Annotated in this window: 19 protein-coding genes; 6 read left to right on the forward strand and 13 right to left on the reverse strand. The window is 67.5% G+C overall.

Translation table 11 applies throughout. The annotated features are described in order from the left end of the window. Positions 1–50 precede the first annotated feature (50 nt). Positions 51–3797 (forward strand): arabinosyltransferase domain-containing protein, encoded by a 3747-nt coding sequence (locus tag VMT40_RS16490; RefSeq protein ID WP_326359073.1) that lies wholly within the window; start codon positions 51–53, stop codon positions 3795–3797. Here VMT40_RS16490 and VMT40_RS16495 read toward each other — a convergent pair. From VMT40_RS16495 to VMT40_RS16510, 4 genes are all read right to left on the reverse strand, one after another. Beyond that, on the reverse strand, positions 3763–4719 hold the full coding sequence (locus VMT40_RS16495) for a ketopantoate reductase family protein (RefSeq protein ID WP_326359074.1): 957 nt from the start codon (positions 4717–4719) through the stop codon (positions 3763–3765). The genes VMT40_RS16490 and VMT40_RS16495 overlap by 35 nt on opposite strands. A 138-nt stretch (positions 4720–4857) precedes the next feature. Further along, entirely contained in the window at positions 4858–5985 is a 1128-nt protein-coding gene (locus VMT40_RS16500; RefSeq protein WP_326359075.1) for an alpha/beta hydrolase, read from the reverse strand. Between the two features lie 162 nt (positions 5986–6147). Continuing rightward, positions 6148–6528 (reverse strand): cyclophilin-like fold protein, encoded by a 381-nt coding sequence (locus tag VMT40_RS16505; RefSeq protein ID WP_326359077.1) that lies wholly within the window; start codon positions 6526–6528, stop codon positions 6148–6150. A 58-nt stretch (positions 6529–6586) separates the two neighbouring features. Further along, positions 6587–7369 carry an MBL fold metallo-hydrolase gene (locus tag VMT40_RS16510; protein WP_326359078.1) on the reverse strand — a complete coding sequence of 261 codons (783 nt, stop codon included), beginning with the start codon at positions 7367–7369 and terminating at the stop codon, positions 6587–6589. Positions 7370–7518: 149 nt separating this feature from the next. On the opposite strand from VMT40_RS16510, the gene VMT40_RS16515 reads away from it, so the two are divergent. Next, complete coding sequence (locus VMT40_RS16515; RefSeq protein WP_326359079.1) at positions 7519–8205, forward strand: hypothetical protein; 687 nt, start codon at positions 7519–7521, stop codon at positions 8203–8205. 10 nt (positions 8206–8215) lie between these two features. Here VMT40_RS16515 and VMT40_RS16520 read toward each other — a convergent pair whose 3' ends face one another. The 6 genes from VMT40_RS16520 to VMT40_RS16545 all read right to left on the reverse strand — a co-directional run bounded on the left by VMT40_RS16520 (position 8216) and on the right by VMT40_RS16545 (position 12787). Then, the gene (locus VMT40_RS16520; RefSeq protein ID WP_326359081.1) at positions 8216–8551 is read right to left on the reverse strand and encodes a hypothetical protein; all 336 of its coding nucleotides are present in this window, start codon (positions 8549–8551) and stop codon (positions 8216–8218) included. Between the two features lie 82 nt (positions 8552–8633). Further along, positions 8634–9173 (reverse strand): TIGR00730 family Rossman fold protein, encoded by a 540-nt coding sequence (locus tag VMT40_RS16525; protein WP_326359083.1) that lies wholly within the window; start codon positions 9171–9173, stop codon positions 8634–8636. Positions 9174–9206: 33 nt separating this feature from the next. Next, complete coding sequence (locus tag VMT40_RS16530) at positions 9207–9548, reverse strand: nitroreductase/quinone reductase family protein (protein ID WP_326359085.1); 342 nt, start codon at positions 9546–9548, stop codon at positions 9207–9209. Between the two features lie 512 nt (positions 9549–10060). Further along, complete coding sequence (locus VMT40_RS16535; protein ID WP_326359086.1) at positions 10061–10840, reverse strand: helix-turn-helix domain-containing protein; 780 nt, start codon at positions 10838–10840, stop codon at positions 10061–10063. A gap of 22 nt (positions 10841–10862) precedes the next feature. Beyond that, entirely contained in the window at positions 10863–12119 is a 1257-nt protein-coding gene (locus VMT40_RS16540) for a glycosyltransferase 87 family protein (RefSeq protein ID WP_326359087.1), read from the reverse strand. A 32-nt stretch (positions 12120–12151) separates the two neighbouring features. Further along, positions 12152–12787 carry a TetR/AcrR family transcriptional regulator gene (locus VMT40_RS16545; protein ID WP_326359088.1) on the reverse strand — a complete coding sequence of 212 codons (636 nt, stop codon included), beginning with the start codon at positions 12785–12787 and terminating at the stop codon, positions 12152–12154. Positions 12788–12928: 141 nt separating this feature from the next. Between VMT40_RS16545 and VMT40_RS16550 the strand changes: the two genes are divergently transcribed. The 4 genes from VMT40_RS16550 (at position 12929) to VMT40_RS16565 (ending at position 16944) form a co-directional block, all read left to right on the forward strand. Then, a complete protein-coding gene (locus VMT40_RS16550) occupies positions 12929–13864 on the forward strand; it encodes a metal-dependent hydrolase (RefSeq protein ID WP_326359089.1) in 936 nt (311 codons plus the stop codon). Then, positions 13864–15018 carry a hypothetical protein gene (locus tag VMT40_RS16555; RefSeq protein WP_326359090.1) on the forward strand — a complete coding sequence of 385 codons (1155 nt, stop codon included), beginning with the start codon at positions 13864–13866 and terminating at the stop codon, positions 15016–15018. The genes VMT40_RS16550 and VMT40_RS16555 overlap by 1 nt, the downstream gene beginning before the upstream one ends. 106 nt (positions 15019–15124) lie before the next feature. After that, on the forward strand, positions 15125–15910 hold the full coding sequence (locus VMT40_RS16560) for a bestrophin-like domain (protein ID WP_326359091.1): 786 nt from the start codon (positions 15125–15127) through the stop codon (positions 15908–15910). A gap of 68 nt (positions 15911–15978) precedes the next feature. Next, positions 15979–16944 carry a hypothetical protein gene (locus VMT40_RS16565; protein WP_326359092.1) on the forward strand — a complete coding sequence of 322 codons (966 nt, stop codon included), beginning with the start codon at positions 15979–15981 and terminating at the stop codon, positions 16942–16944. A gap of 20 nt (positions 16945–16964) precedes the next feature. Here VMT40_RS16565 and VMT40_RS16570 read toward each other — a convergent pair whose 3' ends face one another. The 3 genes from VMT40_RS16570 to VMT40_RS16580 all read right to left on the reverse strand — a co-directional run bounded on the left by VMT40_RS16570 (position 16965) and on the right by VMT40_RS16580 (position 21866). Further along, positions 16965–18638: an AfsR/SARP family transcriptional regulator gene (locus VMT40_RS16570; RefSeq protein ID WP_326359093.1), complete on the reverse strand. Its 1674-nt coding sequence runs from the start codon at positions 18636–18638 to the stop codon at positions 16965–16967. 215 nt (positions 18639–18853) lie between these two features. Beyond that, the gene (locus VMT40_RS16575; RefSeq protein WP_326359095.1) at positions 18854–19840 is read right to left on the reverse strand and encodes an AraC family transcriptional regulator ligand-binding domain-containing protein; all 987 of its coding nucleotides are present in this window, start codon (positions 19838–19840) and stop codon (positions 18854–18856) included. Between the two features lie 76 nt (positions 19841–19916). Continuing rightward, positions 19917–21866 (reverse strand): serine/threonine-protein kinase, encoded by a 1950-nt coding sequence (locus tag VMT40_RS16580; protein ID WP_326359096.1) that lies wholly within the window; start codon positions 21864–21866, stop codon positions 19917–19919. Positions 21867–21933 lie beyond the last annotated feature (67 nt).

The raw sequence follows: 21933 nt of genomic DNA on the forward strand, positions 1-21933 counted from the left end.
CGGTTGTTCGGCGGTGAGTTTCGGCGGGGTTGTGGCTAGCATCGGCGTTCGTGCGTTCAGTTTCCGGGGGAGATTTCCGAATTCGACTGATCGCCCTCATTGCGGGGGTGCTCGGTGTTGTCTTGGCGGTGCTCACGCCGTTGCTGCCGGTGCGGCAGGATCGGGCGAGTATCGATTGGCCGCAGGCGCAGACGGTTCAGATGACCGCGCCGCTGGTCGATTACGTGCCGTTGACGCTGGATGTGAGCGTGCCGTGCGCGGTGCTGCGGGATGTGGCGGGCGGGACCGTGCTCTCGACCATTCCGACGCAGGCACCCGGCGCGGATGCCAAGGGGCTGATCGCGAGGATCGAGGACAAGCCGGGATCCGGGCGCACGTTGTCGGTCACGCTGCGGAGCATTCCGCTGTTGACGGCGTCGGTCTTCGAAATGACCGGGGTCGGCACGGCTTCCGATCCGGCCATCACCTCGCCCTCGAGCCTCACGCCGACGACCACCGCCACCCCGGCACCGAGCCCGACCGCCGCCCCCGGGGGGACGAATCCCTCCGCCGGACCGACACCACCGGGCGGCTCGACCCCGGCTGCGGGCGCAACACCTCCGCCAGGTGCAACACCTCCCTCCGGCGCGAATCCTCCCTCCGGCGCGAACCCTCCCTCCGGCGCGAGTCTCCCCTCTGGCGCGACGCCTCCTGCAGGCGTGGATGCCGCGTCCGGTGCGACCCCACCCGCGGGCGCGAAACCGCCTGCGGGAGTGATGACTCCGCCACCCGGCGCGACACCCCCACCGGGCTCGACACCTCCGCCCGGCGCTACTCCTCCGCCCGGCGCTACCCCTCCGGCCGATGCGCCCGCGCCGCCCGCCAGTAGCGACAATCCCGGCGCGAGCACGGCGATCGGCCCGGGTGCGGGTTCCGGCGCGACGCCCACCATCGCGCCGCACTCGGGTTGCGGTGCGCTCGTGGTGCATTCGACCGCTACCGCCACCACGGCCGAGTTGACGGGGCTGAAGCGCCCGGACGGCACCCCGATGCGGACCACGCTCGACAAAGACGTGCGGCCCGAAATCGTCGGTGTGTACACCGATCTCGACCGCACCCGGCTCAGCGACGCCACCCTGCACGCCGATATCGACTCACGCTTCTCCTCGAGTCCGAGCGCGCTGAAGCTGGCCGCCATGGTGGGTGCCGCGTTGTGCACGCTCATCGCCCTGGTCTGCCTGTACCTCCTCGACGCGGCCGATGGTCGTCGCCGACGCCGGTTCCTGCCCGCGCGCTGGTGGCGCATCACACCCCTCGACGCGGTCGTGCTGATCGTGCTCGGGGTGTGGCATGTGATCGGGGCCAACACGTCCGACGACGGCTACATCCTCACCATGGCGCGAGTGTCCAAGGTCGCCGGATACACCGCGAACTACTACCGCTGGTACGGGGTGGCCGAAGCGCCCTTCGGGTGGCCCTACGAACTGCTCGCGCAGATGACCCGTCTCACCGACGCGAGCCTGTGGATGCGGGTGCCCGCCCTACTGGCGGGCATCCTGTGCTGGTGGGTGATCAGCCGGGAAGTGCTCCCGCGCTTGGGTTCCCGCGTGCGCACCGGGGCCGGGGCGCGCTGGACCGCCGCCCTGGTGTTCCTGGCCATGTGGCTGCCCTACAACAACGGCCTGCGACCCGAACCCCTCATCGCCCTGGGCGCACTGCTGACCTGGTGCTCCATCGAGCGCGCCATTGCCACCCGACGCCTGCTGCCCGCCGCCGTCGCGGTGCTGATCGCGGCGTTCTCGCTGGCGGCCGGTCCCTCCGGATTGATCTGCCTGGCGGCGCTTTTCGCCGGTTCACGGCGGGTCCTGGCGATTCTCGTGACCCAGGTCCGGACCGAATCCGGGCGCGTGCTGGGCTATCTCGCGCGGATCGCGCCGGTGTTGACGGCGGGCACGCTGGTGCTCACGGTCGTGTTCGCGGACCAGACCTTCGCCTCGGTGCTGGAGGCCACGCGGGTGCGAAAGCTCGTCGGCCCCAATCTGTCCTGGCCGGATGAGCCCACCCGCTGGATCTCACTGCTCTCGCTGACTCCCGACGGCTCGCTGTCGCGCCGTTTCGGCGTCCTGGCCATGCTGCTGTGCCTGGGCGTGTGTTTCGCCGTGGTGCTGCGCAAGGGCGGTCGGATTCCGGATACCGCGCGCGGTCCGGTGGCCCGGGTGCTCGGCATCGCCGCGTTGTCACCGCTGCTCATGGCATTCACCCCGACCAAGTGGACCCACCACTTCGGCGTCTACGCGGGATTGGCGGCCGCGCTGGCGGCGGTGACGGCGGTCGCGGTGGGCGGCAACGGCATTCGAGTCCGCTACCTGCGTTCGATCTTCGCGGCCGCGGTGCTGTTCCTGGTGGCGTTCTGCTTCACCGGATCCAACGGCTGGTGGTACGTCTCCGGCTACGGTGTCCGCTGGCCCGACCGCGCGCCCTTGCTGGGCGGTGTGAGCATCGCCTCGCTGATCTTCGGCCTCGGTGCGCTGTGCCTGCTCGTCGCGGCCTGGCAGTACTACCGCGAGCCGTACCGGCAGAACAGTTCTGCGGCCATGCCTTTCGACCGAATCGCCATCCGTCCGCTGACGTTGGCGGCGGCGATCGTGGTGCTGTTCGAGCTGGGCACCATGGCCTCCGCGGCCTGGTCCCAGTACCCCGCGTACTCGGTCGCCCTGTCCAATCTCCGTGCGCTACAGGGACATCCCTGTGCCATGGCCGACGACGTTCTCGTGGAAACCAAGCCAGAGGATTCCCTCCTCCAGCCGTACACCGGCACCCCCGCGGACGGCCTCGCCGCCGACAACAGCGGCTTCACCGCCAATGGTGTCGGCGACCTCGCCCCCGAGGGCGCGGGCCCAGGCGGTGGCGGTGGCCAAAAGCCAACTCCCCCACCCGGCGGCGGTCCCGCCGACAAGCCCAAGCCCGAACCCGGAATCAACGGCAGCACCGTCGCCCTCCCCTACGGCCTGGACCCCAAACGCACCCCGATCCTGGGCAGCTACACCACCGGCCAACCGCAACCCACCCACCTCACCACCCAGTGGTACACCATGGATCTGGCTGCGGCACAAAAGGATTCCACCTACCACGTGCTGGTCCTGACGGTCGCCGGACACATCGCCGCCCAAGACGGCGACCACAAGATCGAGGGCGCCCAACTCCGTCTCGAATTCGCTCACCGCACCGACGACGGGACCATCCAGCCTCTGGGCGACCTGACCCCACCGAATGTCGGCGGCGCACCCGGCTGGCGCAACCTCCCGATCCCCTTGGACCGAATCCCCAATGGCACCAACGCCATCCGCCTCGTAGCAAAATCCGACGACCCCACCGGCAAGCAATGGCTGGCCCTCACCCCGCCCCGCCTGCCCCACCTGTCCACCCTCGATTCGGTGGTCGGCCACGACTCCCCGGTCCTTACCGACTTCCATGTCGGCCTGGCCTTCCCCTGCCAACACCCCCTCGACCACCGCGACGGCGTGGCTCAACTCCCGACCTGGCGAATCCTCCCCGACAAGCTCAACTCCCAGGTCTCCGAGACCTGGCAGGGCGACTCCGGCGGCGGCCCGCTCGGCTGGATGAACCTACTCCTGAAGTCCCAACCCATCCCGGCCTACCTGAACCACGACTGGACCCGAGACTGGGGCGAACTCCAGCGCCTCACACCGTATGTCGACGCCCCCGCCGCCACCGTCGGTGTGCGCGTGGAGGATCGGTGGGGCTGGGTGAACGACCAGCCCATCAAGGCCGAGGCGGACCCAACCCAGAGTCGCTAGCGTCCACCCGCAGAAACGCATCCAGCCCGGGAGCCGATCCGAGCGGCAGTAGGCGCGCCACATCGGCGCGCAATGCGGCGATCTCGGTATCCCGGGCCGCACGGGCATGCGGCGCGAGCGCCACCGTTCCGACCGGACCGCGCAACACGCGACTCCAGTACGCCGCCGCGAAACTCCTTGGCGTTCTGGTGAACAGGAACGCCAAGGCGGGCGGTGTCACCACGATGCCTCGCTCACGCAGGCCTCGGAAGCCGCTGCGTATCGCGTTCACCAGCGCGGACAGCGTGGCAGGATCATCGGCCAGCCCGGGTGCCGAATAGGCGGCACGATCCAACGCCTCGCACATGGCCACCACGAACACCGCGTGGGTGGCCAGCCAGTCCACCATCCGCCCACTGGTCCGCACGGTGAATCCCGCACCGCGCAAGGCCGTTACCACACCGGACTCGCGTCCCCCTGCCCGTTCCAGCATTGTCGGCTGCTGCCGGATCGGCACGTACTCGACAGCCCCGTCGGCGTCGAAAAAGCCACCGACACCGGGAAATCCGGCAACCATCCGATCGCCGAGCCGCGCCCGCAACTCGGGAACACCGAGCGGGCAATTGCCGAGCGTGACCACCCGCTCACAATCGACGGACTCCAAACACCCTGCGGCAGAGTCCAACTGATCCCGCCGCACCGCCAACAGGACGGTGTCATAGCCGCCTTCGGGCACATCCACCACGGCTACCGACTGCTGTAGCAGTCGACCGCCGCTACGGAGCACGACGGCCCGTTCGGACAGCTCCCGCAGAGCCGCACCGCGCGCCAGCAACCGCACATCGTTGCCCGCCGCCGCGAGTCGGGCCGCGTAAACGCGCCCGATCACACCGGCCCCCACCACGAGAACCCGCTCCCCCGGCCCACTTCTCGGCCTTCGCATACCCCAATGCCACCACTCCCCCATCGCACCGCCAAGGGTCGATGGTCACCGAGCGGCCCGAACCCTGGTCCTAATCGCGAAAAGATCCGCCGCTGGCCGAGATGTCGGGCAGCGACGGATCTTTCGGTTCGAGAATCCTCAGTTCTGCGGAGCGCCACCGGGGGCCGGGGCTCCGGCGGGTTGTTCGCCCGGTGCGCCGCCGGGGCCGTCGGCCGGGGGCTGCGGCTGTGCACCCGGGGGCAATGGCTTGCCGATGTGCTGCGCGATGTCGGGGAGCATGCGGTTGGCCACCTGCTCCCAGTTGCCCCAGTTGTGGACGCCGATGCTCGGGAAGTCGTAGCTGACGTTGTCGTAGCCCAGGCCCTGCAACTTCGACTGGAAGGCCTTGGTGTTGGCCAGGGCAATGCCTTCCAGGGGCATGCCCTGGATGACGGCGTCGGTGGAGGACAGGTCCTGTTGGGCCGGAATCGCGCTGCCCGCGGCGATGTACATGCGGGTGTTGTTGGCGATCAGCTTGTCCACGAACCCGTACGGGTCCATGCGCGCCCATTTGGCGCTGCCCGCGGGGGCCATCGAGTCGATGTTGTAGCCGCCCGCCGCCAGCAGGGCCAGGCGCAGCGCGTCCCGCATGCCGGGTGCGGACATGTAGAGGTAGCCCGAGAGCGAACCGGCGTAGTTGAACTGGTCCGGGTGGTAGGCGGCCATCAGCAGCGCCGCGCTGCCGCCGCTGGACAATCCGAAGACGCCATTGCGAGAGTCACTGAAGCCCAGCCGATCTCGCAGTGCGTCGCGCAGATTCTGGGTGAGGAAGGTCTCCCACTGATAGGTGTAGGACTTGCCCGAGGTCTCGTCCCACCCCGCCACCGCCGAACCGGAATCCCGGCTGGGGAACAGGTTGGCGTCCGGATTGACGCCGCCGAAGCTGCTCGGCGCGTCCCAGTCCTGATAGAAGCTGGATTCGCCGCCGACCGGCATCACCACATTGATATTGAACTTGGCCAGTGCGGCCGGAATGCTGGTGTGGATCTCCCAGCCGTTGTAATCGTTCTGCGCGCGTTCACCGTCGAGCAGGTACACCACCCGATCGGTATTGCCGTCCGCGGCCCGCACGATTCGCGTCTTCACCGACCCCATGGACGAATCCACATAGAAGTCGAAGGCGTTCGGATTCGTATCCGCCGCAGCCGGTCCGGCTACCACCCCGAACGGCAGCATCGCGGCCACCGCGGCGCCCAGCAGGCCCCGCTTGGCCCATCCTCCCCGCATATCCTGTTTTGCCCTTCCGTTGCGCGGCCGAGACCTCCGGCCGCTCCCCTCGATCCTCCCCCGCTCCCCTGTTCCCGGCGCGGCGGTTCGCCGTGCAGCATAACGGGTGCGGACGCGGGGGTCTTATCGAATGGGGTTGCGGCCCAGGCCGCTAGCGCGGGATCAGGCCAGTTCGACGCGGATCGGGTCACCCGGGCGGACGGTGGCGAGCAGGCGCGCGTCACCGTCGAACGCGCCGAGCACATTGCAGGCGCTGGCCAGGCGGCATTCGTTGCCGTGGGAGATCGGGGTGGGTCCGTACGGGAGGGCGAGGGAGTCGCCGTCGGTCCAGAAGGCGACGGTGCCCGGATCCACGATCTGGCGTGCGTCCAGTTCACGCGGGACGCTCACGCCGGTCTCGAAGTAGACCTCCTCGCCCCAGGTGCTGGCGCTGGACGAGATCGGCAGCGCCGCGACCAGGGCCCGGGTGGTGGGGGTGTCGTCGAGGGTGGCGGTCAGCTGGTTGGCGGGCCAGGTGATGCGAATCCGGGTCGGGTTGGTCACGGGTCACATTCAACAAGACCCGGTCATGAGATTCAACAAGTTGTTGAAATATATCGAATCACGCGGTGGCGACGGCATGCTCGAACATGCCCCGATCGTGACCGCAGACGATCAGCAGATCCGGGCCGCTGGACTGGTAGAGATGCGCCAGCCGGGCATGGTTGTCGCGCACCAGGGCGCGGTCGTGGGCCAGCATGTTCTCCATCAGGCTGTGCAACACCGGAACCGGGGTCCGCCCGTCGACCCGCCCCGGGTGCATGAAGGCGTCCCCGGCGTGCAACACCCAGCGCTCCCCGGCGTCCACGGCGACCGCGGTGTGGCCGCGGGTATGGCCGGGCATCGGGACCAGGACGATGCCCGGGCCGATATCGGTGAGCTCCTGGGCGGTGAATCCGCGCCAGCTCTCGCCCTCGGCCTGATGCTCGACGATCTTCGCTGCGTGCGCCCACAGCAGCGGGTTGTAGCGATACCGCTCGGCACGCGTCGGGGCGTGCATCGCGCCCAACGCCTCGGCCGCGGTGAGATGCAGTGTGGCATCGGGGAAGTCGGCCAGGCCGCCGATGTGGTCGGAATCGAGATGAGTGGCGATCACATGCCGGACGTCGCGCGGGTCCAGGCCGAGCGCGCGGATCTGGTTCACCGCGGTCTGCGCGGGATCGAGCGTGGGCCGATTGACATAGCGCGGCACACCGAGCCGGGTCGCGGGATCGGCGATATCGAGCAGTCCGAATCCCGCATCGACGAGCACCAAATCCTTGGCCGTCTCGACGAGCAGCACGTGACAGACCAGGGTCGCGAAGGGCAGCCGCAGCGTGCCGCAGTTCAGGTGGTGAACCTTCATGAAGGAGAGCCGCTTTCGGATCGGTACGGGAACTCGTCGCCCCACCCGATAGTAAGCAGACCGGTTACGACCACGCCCCCAAACATCCGTTAAGCGAACTGGAAGGTCGCTTACGAAAGCTGTCGGCAACCGACAGAAGGGAGTCCCCGGTGGGACGGTTCACGTTTGCGATCGTCTTTTTGTTCGCCGTGATCGCGCTTCCGGTGTTCCTGGTGATCCTTGTCTCCTGCGTCGCGAATGTGACCGAGCAGCAACGGCGGACACGAATCCGGGAGTGGGCGATGGCGAACGGTTGGATGTACCAGGTGAACCCGCGCGTGCCATGGCTGGGACGGTTGCCCGGACGGCACCGTCGGGCGCTCGGGGTCAGTTTGACCGCGCGGCTGGGCGGCCATTGGGTGACGGTCACCGAGTATTCGTACGTGACGCGGTCCGGCTCAGGGGATTCCGAGACCACCACCAGGCACCACTACATCGTGGTGGCGGTCCAGATGGACCGCGCGCACCCCTGGCTGGCGGTGCACCGGCGCGGCCTGGTGTCCCAGTTCGGGCGGGCGCTGTTCGGTGACGCGGCGACCGCGACGGGCAACGCCCTGTTCGATTCCCGCTTCCGGATCGACGCCTTCGACGCGCGGCACGCCAAAGTCATGGTGTCACCCGGGCTCGTTCAGGCCCACGTCGCCGGAGCGGTACCGGAGTGGAGTTTGGTCGGAAACGAATTGCTCACCTACACACGGACTTACGACAAGATTCGCGACCCTGGTCAGATTCCGATGTATGCCGCGCAGCTGTTGCGGGTGGCCGACTTGCTGGGGCCGGTCGCTGCGGTGAGGTGATTCGGCGACCTCAGTCGATGGTGAAGGTGGCGCTGCGGCCGCGGGCGTCGAGGCGGCCGTCGCCCCAGCTGGCGCTGCCGTAGGCGTCGATGTCGATGGCGTACACGCCGGAGGGCAGGGTGTCCGGGAGTTGGATCGAGGTGCGGTCCTGCCAGTCGACCAAGCCCAGGTAGGTGCGGGTGGGCTCGTCGCGCAGGGCCACCAGGAAGATGCGGGCGGACTCGAATCGCCTGTCCGCGTCCGCGTCCAGGGACCAGCCGATGCCGAGCGATCGGTGCGCCGGATCGGCGAAATCGACGGTCACGCGCAGCGCCGACCGCTCCTCGAGTCCTGCCTCGGATCTCACGGCTGCCTCCCTCGACGCGCATTCCCGCTGCCCTCCAGGCTGGCACGGTCCCGCCCGGCTGGCAATGAGAATCGGCCGCCGATCAGGGCTTTCCCACCACGCGCTCGAGGTACTCGAGCGCGTGGGCCGGATTGTCGGCGAAATACACCAGCTCCGAGAGCGGCACCGGGAGAAAGCCCTCGGACTCCATGCGCTCGAACTGGGTCAGCAGCCCGTCGTAGAAACCGGCGGTGTTCAACAACACCACCGGTTTGCGGTGCAGCCCATGCTTTTTCATCTCGAGGATCTCGGTGGCCTCGTCGAGGGTCCCGGTGCCGCCGACCATGATGACGACCGCGTCGGCCAATCCGAGCAGCTTGGCCTTGCGTTCGGCCAGATCGGCGGCGATGACCATCTCGTCGGCGTTCACCCGCGCCTTGGCGCGCAGGAACTCCACCGAAACCCCGAGCAGCCGACCGCCGGACTCCTGCACTCCGTCGGCCACGACCTTCATCAGCCCCACATCGGAGCCGCCCCACACCAGCGTGTGCCCGCCCTTGCCGAGCAGTTCCGCGAATTCTCGCGCGGGCCCGGTGTAGCGCTCGTCGAGGTCGGCCGCCGACAGAAACACACAGATGTCCATGCGGCCACTGTATTGATGCGGTTCGCGCGGGCCTCAGGCAGCCGTGTCGAGCTTGACGCGCACGGTGACCCGGCCGTTGGCGCGGTCGGTGACCGCGTGCCCGGTGCGATCGACGCCATTGAGGCGCAAGGAGATCGGCGCGCCCTCGCCCTGGAAATTGCGCCACCAGCTCTTCTTGTCGGGCATGGCGACGCCGATGAGGATCTCGTCGCCCTTGCGTCGGTAGTTGACCGGGGTACTGAAGGTCTTCCCCGAACGCCGACCCGTGTAGGTGATGACGACGAACCCGCGCCCCATGATCGGACCGATCACCGGGAGTTCGGTCAGCGCCGCGATCGCGCCGTTGATCTGTGCCACAACGTTTTTCAGTGCCATGTGCCCTCCTTGACTCGCAGGCACGGTAGCACTCGAGAGCAAAGCCAGCGATCCGACAGCCCGCGTGGCATACCGCGGCACCGGGGCGGCGCGCTCCCGCCCCGGGCCTCGCGGTGCTACGGAACGAGCAGCATCCCGAGAACGCCGTTCACGATGGCGATGACGTCACCGATGAAGTGCGGAATCATGTGCCTGTCCTCCTTCGTGACTATACGAATTTCAATGACCCACCAGTCGGTTCGATCCAAACCCCCACTGGTGCTGATCCTCTATTCGTAGCCAAAGACTGGACGGATGTCCCGGCGATGCCGTCCCCTCCACGGCACCGCCCGGATCACACTGTGTGGTTGCCACAACCCGCACGACGGCTCGACCCCAATGGGGCGTCGGTGCGCTGAAATACGAAGGGAGACCTACACATCCGCAGGCCAGGGCGGGTCCCGCAAGACTTGCGCCCGGCCGTGAATGAGTAAAGCGGACTTGATAGCTGCAGACAAGCTGAGCGAGTGACCCTAAATAGGGTCAACGCGCGGGATCGGGCCGGTGTAGGGGCGGACCACGGCCACGCAGAGGTGGAGGGACTCCCGTGTGGCGGGGAGGGACTGCAACTGCATGGTCACACCGACAGGACCCGCATCGGTCCAGACGTACTGTGGCTCGTCCACACCTCGATCCATGCCGACACATCGGGTGAGCCAAAGACGCGCGAAGTCGCGATCGTCCTGGAGTCCACGCAGCAGGGACAACCCGATCTCCGGATTGCCGAAATACGCCATGATGCTCCGCATTCGGGCGACGACATTGGCGCTCTCGGTCGGCCAGTCCATCATGATTTCGCGGCCGATCGGGCCGAACAACCAGTACGCGAGATTGGCCGCGGCGACCCGCCCGGGGAACAGCCGTTCGTACGCATCGTTGGCGGCGATGACCTCCCAGGCCCAGTTGCAGTACGCGGCCGGGCGCGGCATCAGATCATCGAGCATCGCCCGTTCGGCCGCGGTGACTTCGGTTCGCATGCCTTCGGTCAACCACGGCCGGGGAATGTGTACGCGGGTCAGGTCGTCGAGGTGCCGGAACTCGACCGGCGTGGTGAGCCCGAGCGCACGCCCCAGCGATTCCTGGGTCGGCTGGCTCAGCCCGGTCTGCTCGCCACGCTCGAGTTTCTGGATGGTCCGCGCGGAAAGGAATGCGCGCTTTCCCAATTGCTCCCGGGTCAGCCCGAGGCGTTTGCGATGGAATTCGACGAAGTCGCCGAGGGAGGGCAGGGGAAGTTTCAACTCGTCCGAAGACATGCGCGTTCTCCAAGCCCTCGAACTACGTACAGCTACCGTCCAGCACTCTAGCGGTCGCCGCGGTGTGATCCAGCGCTCGGTTCGCACTCCACGCAACCCGCAGGCCGTAGCCGAGCGCCAGGAAGAAGACGAGGACATGGGCGTTCTCGAGGATGGGCTCGGTGTGCCAGGGCTTGGGGAGGACGAAGACGCCGACCGAGGCGAAATCCGGGGTCCACTGGTAGGTCCAGGCACCGGTGGCGATGACCAGCAACGTTGCCGCGATCCACCATGCGGGTCGGGTCTGCGCCCGGTGCACCAGGTGAACGAGCAGGGGGACGAACCACACCCAGTGATGTCCCCAGGAGAACGGCGAGACCGCGCACGCCGTCATGCCGGTCAAGGTCACCGACAGCAGATGCTCACCACGCCGGTAGAGCGCCACGGCGATCCCGACACCCGCGCCCGCGACCATGCCCGCGAGCAGCAGCCACAGCCAGATCGGCGAGGCACCGTCGCTGAGATGCGCGAGCACACCGCGAATCGACTGGTTGGCCGGTTCGGTATCCGGTGCGATGCGATCGGAGTGAAAGAAGGTCGAGAACCAGTACTGCCGCGAATCACTCGGCGAGACCAGCCACGCCAGCGCGACCGTGGCCGCCAGCACCGCGGTCGCCGTCGCGGCCGAACGCCATTGGCGCAGTGCCAGATACTGCGTCAGGAAAAAGGCGGGCACCAGCTTGATCCCGGCCGCCACCCCGACCCCGAGCCCCCGCAACCGCGCACCCTCCGGACGCGAGAAATCCCAGAGCACCAATAGCATCAGCACCAGATTGATCTGCCCGTAGAACAGCGTGGTGCGCACCGGCTCCAGAAAAACGCAGGTGAGGGCAAGCAGCGCAGCCACACTCGCGAGCCGCCCGGTCAGCCGATATCCGAGCATGCGGAAGCTCATCAAGACGCAGGCATACAGCACACCCAGATTCACCAGCAAGAACGCATCGGTGATCCAGGCCGCGGACACCGCCAGACCAGGCATGAACACGATGGCCGAGAACGGCGTGTAGGTGTACAGCAGCCCGCCGACGGTCTCGTCCGTATACAGCGAATGCCCGTGCAACAACCGCCACGCGCCCTCGCGGTAGATGTGCACATCCAGCCCGCCCGCCAGGATTCCAGCCTTCTCCAGCCAGGGGTCGACCGTGGTGAACACCAAGGTCAACGCCACCGCCGCGCTCAGCGCCAGAGCGAAAAGCGTTGCGCGGGAGCGAGGAACCTCCAAAGTCCGCAATCCGGGCACGGCTGACCAGCCTAGCTACCGGTTCCCCGCGATCATGCCCCGCGTTGTGGGGCGCCGGTCACAGCGCTCGCCTGGGCGATGATGGCCGACCCCATCCAGCGCCGCAGATACCGTCGCAGTTCGTCCTCGCTGCGCGGCGGGCTACCCGGCGATATGAAGAACGACTGCATGGTCCGCAACAGGAATTCGACCAGCTCGCGCAGAGATTCGTCGTCGTAGCCGTAGTGCCGCCAGTCCACGTCGAATCGTTTGATCATGGTGATGCCGAAGGCCTGCGCCTCCTCGGAGGTGATCCCGGCCGGGTCGGCATTGGAGTAGGTGGCCGCGAGCAGGATCCCGAGATGCGGTGTGCGGCGCACCTCCGCGAGGGTGTAGACCACACCCTCGGTCATGGCTTCGACCGGATCGGTGAGCCCGCGCACCCGCGCGGCCAGTCGATCCAGGAACCCGTCCACCGAGGCGATGGCCGAGGCCCGCATGAGCGCGTCGGCGCTGGGAAAGTACCGGTAGACGGTCTGCCGAATGACCCCCAGCGATTCCGCGACATCGGCGATGCTGATCTCCGCGCCGGTGCGCGCGATCAATTCGACTGCGGCGGCGACGATTCGACGACTCGCCTCCTCATCGTTCTCCGGCGGACTGCCGCCCCACCCGCGCCTTCGTGCCACGGCCAGACCGTAACACGCACCGGCGTGTCAACCGGTATGGCAGGCCCACTGAGCAGGGTTTTCAAATCATACACTTGAACGCGTCTATGTATGTTTGTATGTTCACCGCACCTACCCTCACGAAGACGAGGTATCTCCGAAATGACGGATTTGATCGTGCGGAAGCTGACTTTCGCGTTCGAACAACACGACGTGCCGTTCCTCTGGAACCCCGAGAACCCGGCCTTCTCGAGCATGGCCAACGCGGTCTCGTTCCTGGCCATCGGATTCGAGAAGATGATCGTGCAGATGATCACGCAGGCCAAGCCGCTGTTCACCGATCCGGAGGTGGCCGAGGAGGCCGACGCCTTCATGCGGCAGGAGGGCCAGCATTCGACCGCGCACCGCCAGCACGTGCGGGGCCTGATTCGCGCCTACCCGGGCCTGCAGGAGACCCTCGACGAGGTGGTCGGCGAGTTCGACAAGCTCACCGCGAACACCCCGTTGAAGTACCGCCTGGCCTACACCGCCGATCTGGAGGCGACCTTCACCTCGGTCTTCAAGCTGATGCTCGACAATGAGGCGACGCTGTTCCGCCCCGGCGACGATCGCGTCGCGTCGTTGTTCATCTGGCATTTCGTCGAGGAGGTCGAGCACCGCAGCTCGGCGCTGATCATCTTCGACTCGCTCGTGGGCAGCGATCTGTATCGGATGCGCGTCGCGCCGTCGATCTTCCGGCATGTGCTGCGCATGGTGCGGATCGCCTGTGCGGGGTTCAATAAGCATGTGCCACTGGAGGATCGGAAGATCGACGCGCTGTCGATGTTCGCGACCTACCGCTACCAGCAGCGGCTGGGCAAGGTGCTGCCGCGCTTTGCGGTGCCCGACAACGGTCCCGGGCCGCGCGCGTTCGACACCCTGCCGCTGGGCGAACAGCTCATCGCGCTGCGCGGAATCATCCGCAGCCAGTTGCCCAAACACGATCCCGCGCACGAGCAGACCCCGGCGCTGGCGGATGTGTGGTTCCAACGCTATCGGGACGGATACGACGTAACCCGTTGGTACACCGCGGCATCGACCGGGGCGGAGGCGAACTGATGGCCGAGCATTGCGCACCCACCTTCGACCAGCTGGCCCATTCGCTGGGGTTCTCGTGTGACAGCGCGGGCGGGCTGATCGAGGTGAGAAACCCCTTCGCACTGGAGAATTGGACGCTTCCGGTGCTGGAGACGACCGTGATTCTCGGATCGGTGCTCGCCCTGGTACTGGCCATCGTCCGGCTGCGCCGTCATGGCGATCCCACCAATCTGGTGCTGTGGTTCGGCGCGACCGCGTACCTGTTCATTATCGAGCCGCCCCTGTATTTCCCTGCGGCGTTCGGGATTTCGGGCCATGTGGACACGATGTTCGCCCACAATGTGTTCACGGTGGACTTCCTGTGGGGCCGGTTGCCGCTCTATATCGTGGCGATCTACCCGTTCATGGCCACCCTCGCCTACGAAATCGTCCGCATGCTGGGCGTTTTCCGGACGCACGGTGCGGTGATCGGCGCGGCCTGTGTCGGATTCGTCCACCACGCCTTCTACGAGATCTTCGATCAGATCGGCCCGCAGCTGCGCTGGTGGGAGTGGTCGACCTCGAACTCGCTCAACCAACCCATGTTCGATTCGGTGCCGCTGCCGAGCGTGGTGGTGTTCGCGGCACTGTGGCCGATGTCGTTGGCGTTCTGCGTGTACTGGTTCGTGGGCCGTCACGAGGATCGGGGGGATCGGTTCTCCGGTATTCAATTGGTCTGGCGCACAATAGTTATCGGACTGCTGGCCTCGCTGGGAACCTTCATTCTGCCGCTTCCGGCCACCGTGCTCGGCGCGGGCAGCACCACGGTTCGCGGCACCATCTACGCCCTCGAACTGGTAGCCGTCACCATCGTCGCGATCCCGACCCTGTACCGGCGCTGGGCGAGCTTGCGCCGAGAGGGCCCCTCGGGTTCGGCCTACACGAACGACTTCGTCCGCGGGTACAGCGTGGTCTACCTGGTCGTCATGGCGGTCCTGTGGCTCACCGCCCTGCCCGACTTCCTCGACGCGACCCACGGCCGCACCCGCGACGGCGATCCCATCGGCAACCCCTGGTACACCCTCGCCTGCTTCGCCCTCGCGATCGTGTGCACCGCGGGCGTTCTCACCCTGCCGAAGGGCTCGGCCACGACCCGCGCGGTCGAAATGTCGGAATTTCGGGATGTTAGCGGATGATTTGCTATAGATTTTTCCTGGCGTCTGTCCCGCCCACGCCGCGCTGAAAAAACGCACGCCATCACTGAGAAGCAGTCCGATCCGCCCCGACCGAGAACGGAGCCAGATGGCCCGAGAGTTGTTGGTTGCCTGCGGTGCCGCGCTGATCGCGGTGGTGATCTTCCTGGTCGGGGATCGGCTGCGACCGAAATCCTGGCGGCGGATCAGCGATGAATCCTCGGGCACACTGCCGCTGGACCTGGCGAAGACCTTCTTCACGGCGGTGGTCGCCTTCGTCTTCGTGGTTTGCTGGCAACAGCACCAGAGCGCCCACGACCACACCGTCACCGAGACCAAGGGCCTGCTGGACACCTACCGGGCCGCCGAGGTCATGCCCGCGCCGCAGCGGCAGCAAGTCCAGGACCTGCTGCGCGACTATGTCGGTCAGGTGATCGATTCGGAGTGGCCGCTGATGCGGGATCAGGGCCGACTCAGCGACGCCGCCGATGCCACCCTCCGCACGCTGCGCGACACCGTGGTATCGCTGCGGTCGCCGGATTCGGTCGTCACCGATGCGCGGTCGCGGGCGCTGTCGGGCCTGGATCAGGTCGCTCACGCACGCTACGATCGCGCCCTCGACCAGGAGCGCAACATCCCCGTATTCCTCTATGTCGCAGTGTGTTTCGGCGCGGTGCTGGTGCTGCTGAATCCGGTGCTGTCGGGCATAGCGTTCACTCGGCGCAGCGTGGTGATGACCGCATTGCTCGGCATCGTGGTCGGATCGGCGCTCTTGGCATTGCACGAGATGGAGCGTCCGTACGCCAGCGTTGTCGGCGTCTCGAACGACGCCTTCGTCTACGCCCGGTCCCAATGCCGGGACCTGCCCGGCACCGCGGGCAGCAGCACCCAATGAAGCCGCTTCGGTGCCGTGGTCCTCGAAGACGCGGCGCGACAGCGGGTTTGGTGATATCGACCGTATTCTTGGGCACGGCGCTCGTCGGCGGCGAATCCCGTGCCGACCCGACAGTCCCGGATCCGCCGTTCCTCGGCGAGATCGCGACCGGAAGCGCCGCCGCGCGCGACTGGGCCACGGGCAGCGCCGAGGCGTCCATCCCGCTCGCGCTCGGTCCAGCCCTCGGCGCTGCGCTACTGCCCGAAACCGGAAGCACCGCCGCGCCTGTCGAATCCACGGCCGATCCGATCACCGACGGCCCGATCGCACTCGGACTCGACGAGGGCGTCCTGCTGGCCGCGTGCGGTGGCGGCGCGGCGGCGGGCGGCGCCGCCCTCGCGCTCGCCGCGGCCACGGGCAGCACCCTGCTCGGCCCGCCCCTGCTCGTTACCGGTTCCGCCGCTTGGGGATTGGGCTCCGCCACGCCCGCGCTCCTGGGATCGGCCGCGCCCCTGGCAACCGGCTCGGCCGCCGCCGCCCTGCTCGGCTCGGCCGGATCGGCCATGACCGGCTCCGCGGCCACCGCCCTCCTCGCCACCGCCGGATCCACCATGACCGGCTCCGCGCTACCCGCCCTACTCGGCTCCGCCGCAACGGCCACAACCGGCTCGGCCGCCCTCGCCTATTTCGGAGCCGCGGGCTCGGCCCTGACCGGCCCCGGCATCGGCAGCGCCGTCGTAGGCAGTGCCCTCACCGGCACCGCCCTGCTCTTATGCCTGCTGGCCGCCCCGATCACTCCACCCACCCCCGGAATCCCGCTCATCATCCCGTCTCCCACCGCCGCAACCCCCGCCGCCCCGGCGTCGTCCCCGCCAGCCGCCCCCGCAATTCCGCCCTCACCCCAACCACTCCCCACTCCAATCTCCGCCCTCCCCGAGGCCGCCGACCCCGCGTCACCCCTCCCTTGGGACACCCTCGAACTGATCACCGTCCTGATTCTGACCGTGATCCTCGCCGCCCCAACCTCCTCCCGAACCCGCCCATCCCCCAGCTGAACCCGCGCCGCTCAGCGACGCTATGCCACACGCCGTTCCGAGCTGAGGGTCGAGCCGACGAAGGCGTGGATTGTCTCGAGCATGCGATAGCGGCGGCCGTCGAATTCGATCAGCGACTTGCTGACGAGTCGGGTGAGCGGGCCGACGGCATCGCCGGGGCAGACCTCCTCGAGGGTTTCCAGGGTGGCACCCTCGGGGAACATCCAAAGCCGCTGTGCCATGAGCCGTTCCGGTTCGCGCAGGGATTCCCAACTCCATTCGATGGCCGTGTACAGCGAGCGATGCCGGGCGGCGGCGGCCCGATTGCCCGCCAGCAGGCGGAAGCGGTCGTCGAGGCGGGCCAAAATCTGGGCGGGCGTGAGGGTATGCACACGCGCGGCGGCCAGTTCCAGGGCCAGCGGAATACCGTCGAGGCGACGGCAAATGGCGGCAACGGTCTCGTAATTCTCGCCGGTCACCGTGAAACCGGAACGGACCGAGCGGGCGCGGTCCAGGAACAGGTGCACCGCAGCGGATCCCAGCGCCTCGGCCGGTGCCGCACCGGGTGCGGGCGCGGCCAGCGGGGCGACCGGGAACAGGGTTTCGCCGTGAATGCCCAGGGGCTCGCGGCTGGTGGCCAGGACGGTGAGTTTCGGGCAGCGGGCGAGCAGGTCCGCCAGCAGTCCGGCGATCTCGAGGACGTGTTCGCAGTTGTCCAGGACGAGCAGGAGTTCCGTATCGACCGAGACCGGACGGTGAATGGGGCAGGCGTGCACCGATTCCGGACCGATCGACAGGCCGAGTTCGCCGCGAATCAGCTCGGCGGCGGTGGCGGCATCGGCCAGTGCCGCGAGCTCCATGAACCGGCAACCACCACGCCAGCGACCGGCCAGGCGGGTCGCGGCCTCCAGGGCGAGACTGGTCTTGCCGACGCCGCCGGGACCGGTGAGCGTCAACAGCCGTGTGCTGGACAGCATCTCGCCGAGCCGTTTCAGGTCGGGTTCGCGGCCGATCAGACTGGTGAGGCGGACGGGTAGGACGGGCCCGAGAACCGTTGCACCACCGCCCAGTTGCTCGACCGCGGCCACGAGTTCCGAGGAAGGAGCGACCCCGAGTTCGGTGCGCAACTGATCGCGGGTGGCGTCGAAGATCTCCCGGGCCCGGGCGGCTTGACCGGTGGCGGTGAACGCGCGAATCAGTCTGACCGCCAGCGATTCCCGTAATGGCTCCATCCGCAGCTCTCGAACGAGGGTTTCGATCACCTCGCGGCCGCGTCCCAGCGCGAGGTAGGCGTCGGCCCGAGCCTCGACCGCGTCGAGCCGCAGCTGATTCAAACGGTCCGCGTGCCAGTACAGGTCGGCGTTCTCGACCAGATCGGCGAATGGCTCGCCGCTCCACAGCTCCAGCGCGGCGTCCAGCAATCCGGCCGCGCGCTCGCCCGTCGCACCGACGCCCGCCTCGACCAAGCGCGCGAATCGATGAATATCGATGGCGTCGGCGTCGATTCGCAGCCGGTAACCACCGGCCGCCGATTCCACGGCCGCCTCCGGCGGCAGCTGCGCACGCACGCGTTTCACCAAGGTCTGCAAGGCATTCGCCGGATTGGCGGGCAGCGGCTCACCCCATATCCCGCGAATCAACGCCTCGCAACCGATCACCCGGCCCGGCTCGAGTGCGAGCAAGGCCAGCAGCGTGCGCACCCGCGGTCCGCCCACTCGCCGCGCCGTACCGTCTACCGAAATCACCGTTCCCCCAAGCAGTCCTATCTGTCCCACATGACCCTCGCTCGAACTCAACCCACTCGATCCGATTCCCCGTACCGCAAGTCTCACGGGACTTCCGGCGGGCGAGGAAGGGCGGAATGTGCCAGCCGCAAGACAAAAACGTGCCAACTTTGGCGCGAACACGTCAGGCGACGCAACGAGGCGTTTCAGCTGTCCCAGCGCTGCACCGCGCGGCGGGCGGAGCGCGGATCCTTGTAGCCGAGCAGGGCGGTCCGATCCTGTTGTGTCAGTGGACCATTGACCGACGACCGCTGATAGCGCTCCCGCCGCACTCGATCGAGTTCGGCGCGCCAGGTGGTCCCGTGCTCGGCGAGCCTGCGCTGCAAGGAGCGGCGACTCATGAACATGCGGGCGGCCACCCGGTCCAGGGTGGCCGAATTGTCGTCCAGGGCGGCCGAAATGGTGGCGGCGAGATGGTCGGTCCACAGCGAGGCACGTTGCGGCGCGACGGGTTGGGTGGCCGTCGCGTAATCCCGCAGGATCGCCGCCAGGCGCGGGTCCGCGGTGCGCAGCGGTGTCTCGAGGTCGGCCTTGCGGAAGGTGATGGTGTCCACCGGCGCACCGAATTCGATGGCGTGGGTGCCGAAGGTCTCGGTCATGCGGGCGTGGCTGCGCGGGGCGGCCTGGCAGAAGGTGACGCGCGACGGGCGCACCGGCGCCGTGGTCACCAGTCGGCCGCGCTGGACGATGGCCGCGAGTCCCCACTGCATGGCGAGTTCCTTGCCGCGGCCGTCGCCATTGATCATCGTGACCTCCCAGCTGACCTCTTCGTCGGTCTCGAGCCCGGGCTCGAAGAAGAAGTTCGTGGTGATCGCGCCGAGGTAGGGACCGCACTGGACGAGTCCCTCGCCGAATGTCGGTGCGGTGGAGAACAGGTAGTCGTACAGGCCCACCTGCCCCAAGACGTACTGATCGGCGATCCGGCTGGCCGCGTCCGGATCACCGAGACCGTGCTCGATGACTTCCCAGGTGCGCAGGTAGCCGGAACTAGGCACCCGGTATTCCTCGGTTCCGCTCAGCGACCAGCGGGGCAGACCCGATTCGCGGGCGAGCCGCCCGGGTTCGAGCCCCGCCCCCACCGCATGACGCAGCGCGGACTGGGGTAGCAACACATTGTCGGTGGCTTCTGACACTCGCACCAATCATCGAGCCGAATCGAACGCCGCCAAGCATATTGGCCACCTGGGCAAACGCGCCACCGGACTGCCGCTAATGGTCGATCACCGACAGCGAGCCGCTGCGGTTGTTGACGACGTAGGCGGTGTGGGTGGTCGGGTCGACGGCGAGGTCGAGTGGGGAATCGCCGACGGTGATGGTGGAGGTGATCAGGTGGGATGTGCCGTCGATGATCGACACGGTGCCCTCGGTGACATTGGTGGCGTAGACGGTGTGGGTGCCGGGGTCGAGGGCGACTCCCATTGCGCCGATGGGTGTTCTACCGAGGCCGACGGTCGCGGTCACGGTGTGGGAGGTGGTGTCGATGACCGAGACCGTGCCGTCGTCGTAGTTCGCCACGTAGGCGGTGTGCAGGGCCCGATCCAATACCAGTCCCTTGGGATTGTTGCCGACCTTGACCGTGGCGGTGACCGATCCGGATGCCGTGTCGATCTCGGAGACCGAACCGTCGTGGTAGTTGATGGCGTAGAGGGTGTGGGTTGCCGGGTCCACTTCCAGCTGCCGCGGGTACCTGCCGACCGCGAACGAGGTGGTCACCGCGCGAGATACCGTGTCTATCACCGCGATCGACAGGCCATCGCTCGTATAGAGCGCGTGTGCATCGAGGTCCAGGGCCATGCCCTGCAGGGCGGAGTGTCCGACGTTGATGGTGGCCGTGACGGAGCGAGACTTCGTGTCTATCACCGATACCGCCCCGAGGCCGCTCGTGTAGAGGGTGTGGGTCTGGGGATCGAGCACCAGCGCCGACAGCGCCGAGCGGCCGACCTGAATGGTGGCGGTGACGGCGTGAGACACCGTGTCGACCACCCAGATCGACCCGATGTCGTTGTTGCCGACGTAGGCGGTGTGCGTCGCCGGATCCAGGGTCACGTTCTCCGGATTGTTCCCGACTTTGAAGGAGGGAGCCTCGGGGAGGGTGGGTGCCGCGGTGAGGGAAGTCGGTGCGGCACTGCTGGATTGCTCACCGCGGGTCGCGAACCACGTGGTCGCCGCCACTACCGCGAGCGCGACCGACAGGATGAGCAGCACCCGTCGGCGCGGCGGCTTCTTGCCGGTTGGGGCGGGGATTACGGTGGCCTTCTCGGTCTTCGCCAGCGCCGTCGCCGGAACAGATTGGGCGACAGGTTGTTCCGAGACCGGAGGTGGTTCGGTCGATGGCGTGACGACGGTATCGGTGAGCGCGCGCCGGGCCGCCTCCGCGAGTTCCGCTGGTGTCTGATATCGCTTCTCCGGATTCTTGGCCATGCCTCGCGCGATCACCTCGTCGAACGCGGCGGGCACCTCGGGCCGAATCAGACTGGGCCTGGGCGGATTATTGACCAGGTGAGCGGTGATCTGGTGCTCCAGGCTGGTGCCGGGAAACGGCTTCGTGGCGGTGAGACATTCGTACAGCGCGCAGGTCAGCGCATAGACATCCGACCGGGCATCGGCCACCCCGGCCAGTCGTTCGGGGGACATGTAGGCGAAGGTCCCGATCGCGGCGCCGGAACCCGTCAGCCCGGCCTGCCCCGCGGTGCGCGCGAGGCCGAAGTCGATCAGATTGACGAAGGCGTCCGCGCACAGCAACATATTGGAGGGCTTCACATCTCGATGGACCAGCCCTTGCGCATGTGCCGCCGTCAGCGCCGACGCGACCTGTGCCACCACCGATACCGCCGCCGCGGGCGACATCGGGCCTCCCTGTTCGAGCACGGCATCCACGCTCACGCCGTGCACCAGTCGCATATCCAGATACAGCCGACCCTCGATCTCCCCGTACTGATGAATGGGAATCACGTGCGGGTCGTTCAGCCCTGCGGCAGCGCGGGATTCACGCCGAAAGCGCTCGCGGAACTGCGGATCCGATGCGGAATGCGTGGGCAGCACCTTCAACGCGACTACCCGATCGCTGCGGGTGTCGTACGCCTCGTAGACCCGCCCCATGCCACCCTCACCCAGGACACGCAGCAGCCGATAGTGCCCGAAAGGAGTCCCCGTCTCCACGCCCGTCCACATCCCCCATTGCACTGCCTGTTACGCGCGCACATGGTAACCGAATCAGACAGTTGAG

Origin of the sequence: Nocardia sp. CDC160 (assembly GCF_035818795.1) — a bacterium.
In the GTDB taxonomy this organism is placed as follows: Bacteria; Actinomycetota; Actinomycetes; order Mycobacteriales; family Mycobacteriaceae; genus Nocardia.

What these genes read in the sequence shown, in the direction of transcription:
- VMT40_RS16495 (WP_326359074.1), bottom strand. Translation starts at nt 4,719, where the DNA reads ATGCGAAGGCCGAGAAGTGGGCCGGGGGAGCGGGTTCTCGTGGTGGGG.
- VMT40_RS16500 (WP_326359075.1), bottom strand. Translation starts at nt 5,985, where the DNA reads ATGCGGGGAGGATGGGCCAAGCGGGGCCTGCTGGGCGCCGCGGTGGCC.
- VMT40_RS16510 (WP_326359078.1), bottom strand. Translation starts at nt 7,369, where the DNA reads ATGAAGGTTCACCACCTGAACTGCGGCACGCTGCGGCTGCCCTTCGCG.
- VMT40_RS16525 (WP_326359083.1), bottom strand. Translation starts at nt 9,173, where the DNA reads ATGGACATCTGTGTGTTTCTGTCGGCGGCCGACCTCGACGAGCGCTAC.
- VMT40_RS16530 (WP_326359085.1), bottom strand. Translation starts at nt 9,548, where the DNA reads ATGGCACTGAAAAACGTTGTGGCACAGATCAACGGCGCGATCGCGGCG.
- VMT40_RS16535 (WP_326359086.1), bottom strand. Translation starts at nt 10,840, where the DNA reads ATGTCTTCGGACGAGTTGAAACTTCCCCTGCCCTCCCTCGGCGACTTC.
- VMT40_RS16550 (WP_326359089.1), top strand. Translation starts at nt 12,929, where the DNA reads ATGACGGATTTGATCGTGCGGAAGCTGACTTTCGCGTTCGAACAACAC.
- VMT40_RS16555 (WP_326359090.1), top strand. Translation starts at nt 13,864, where the DNA reads ATGGCCGAGCATTGCGCACCCACCTTCGACCAGCTGGCCCATTCGCTG.
- VMT40_RS16560 (WP_326359091.1), top strand. Translation starts at nt 15,125, where the DNA reads ATGGCCCGAGAGTTGTTGGTTGCCTGCGGTGCCGCGCTGATCGCGGTG.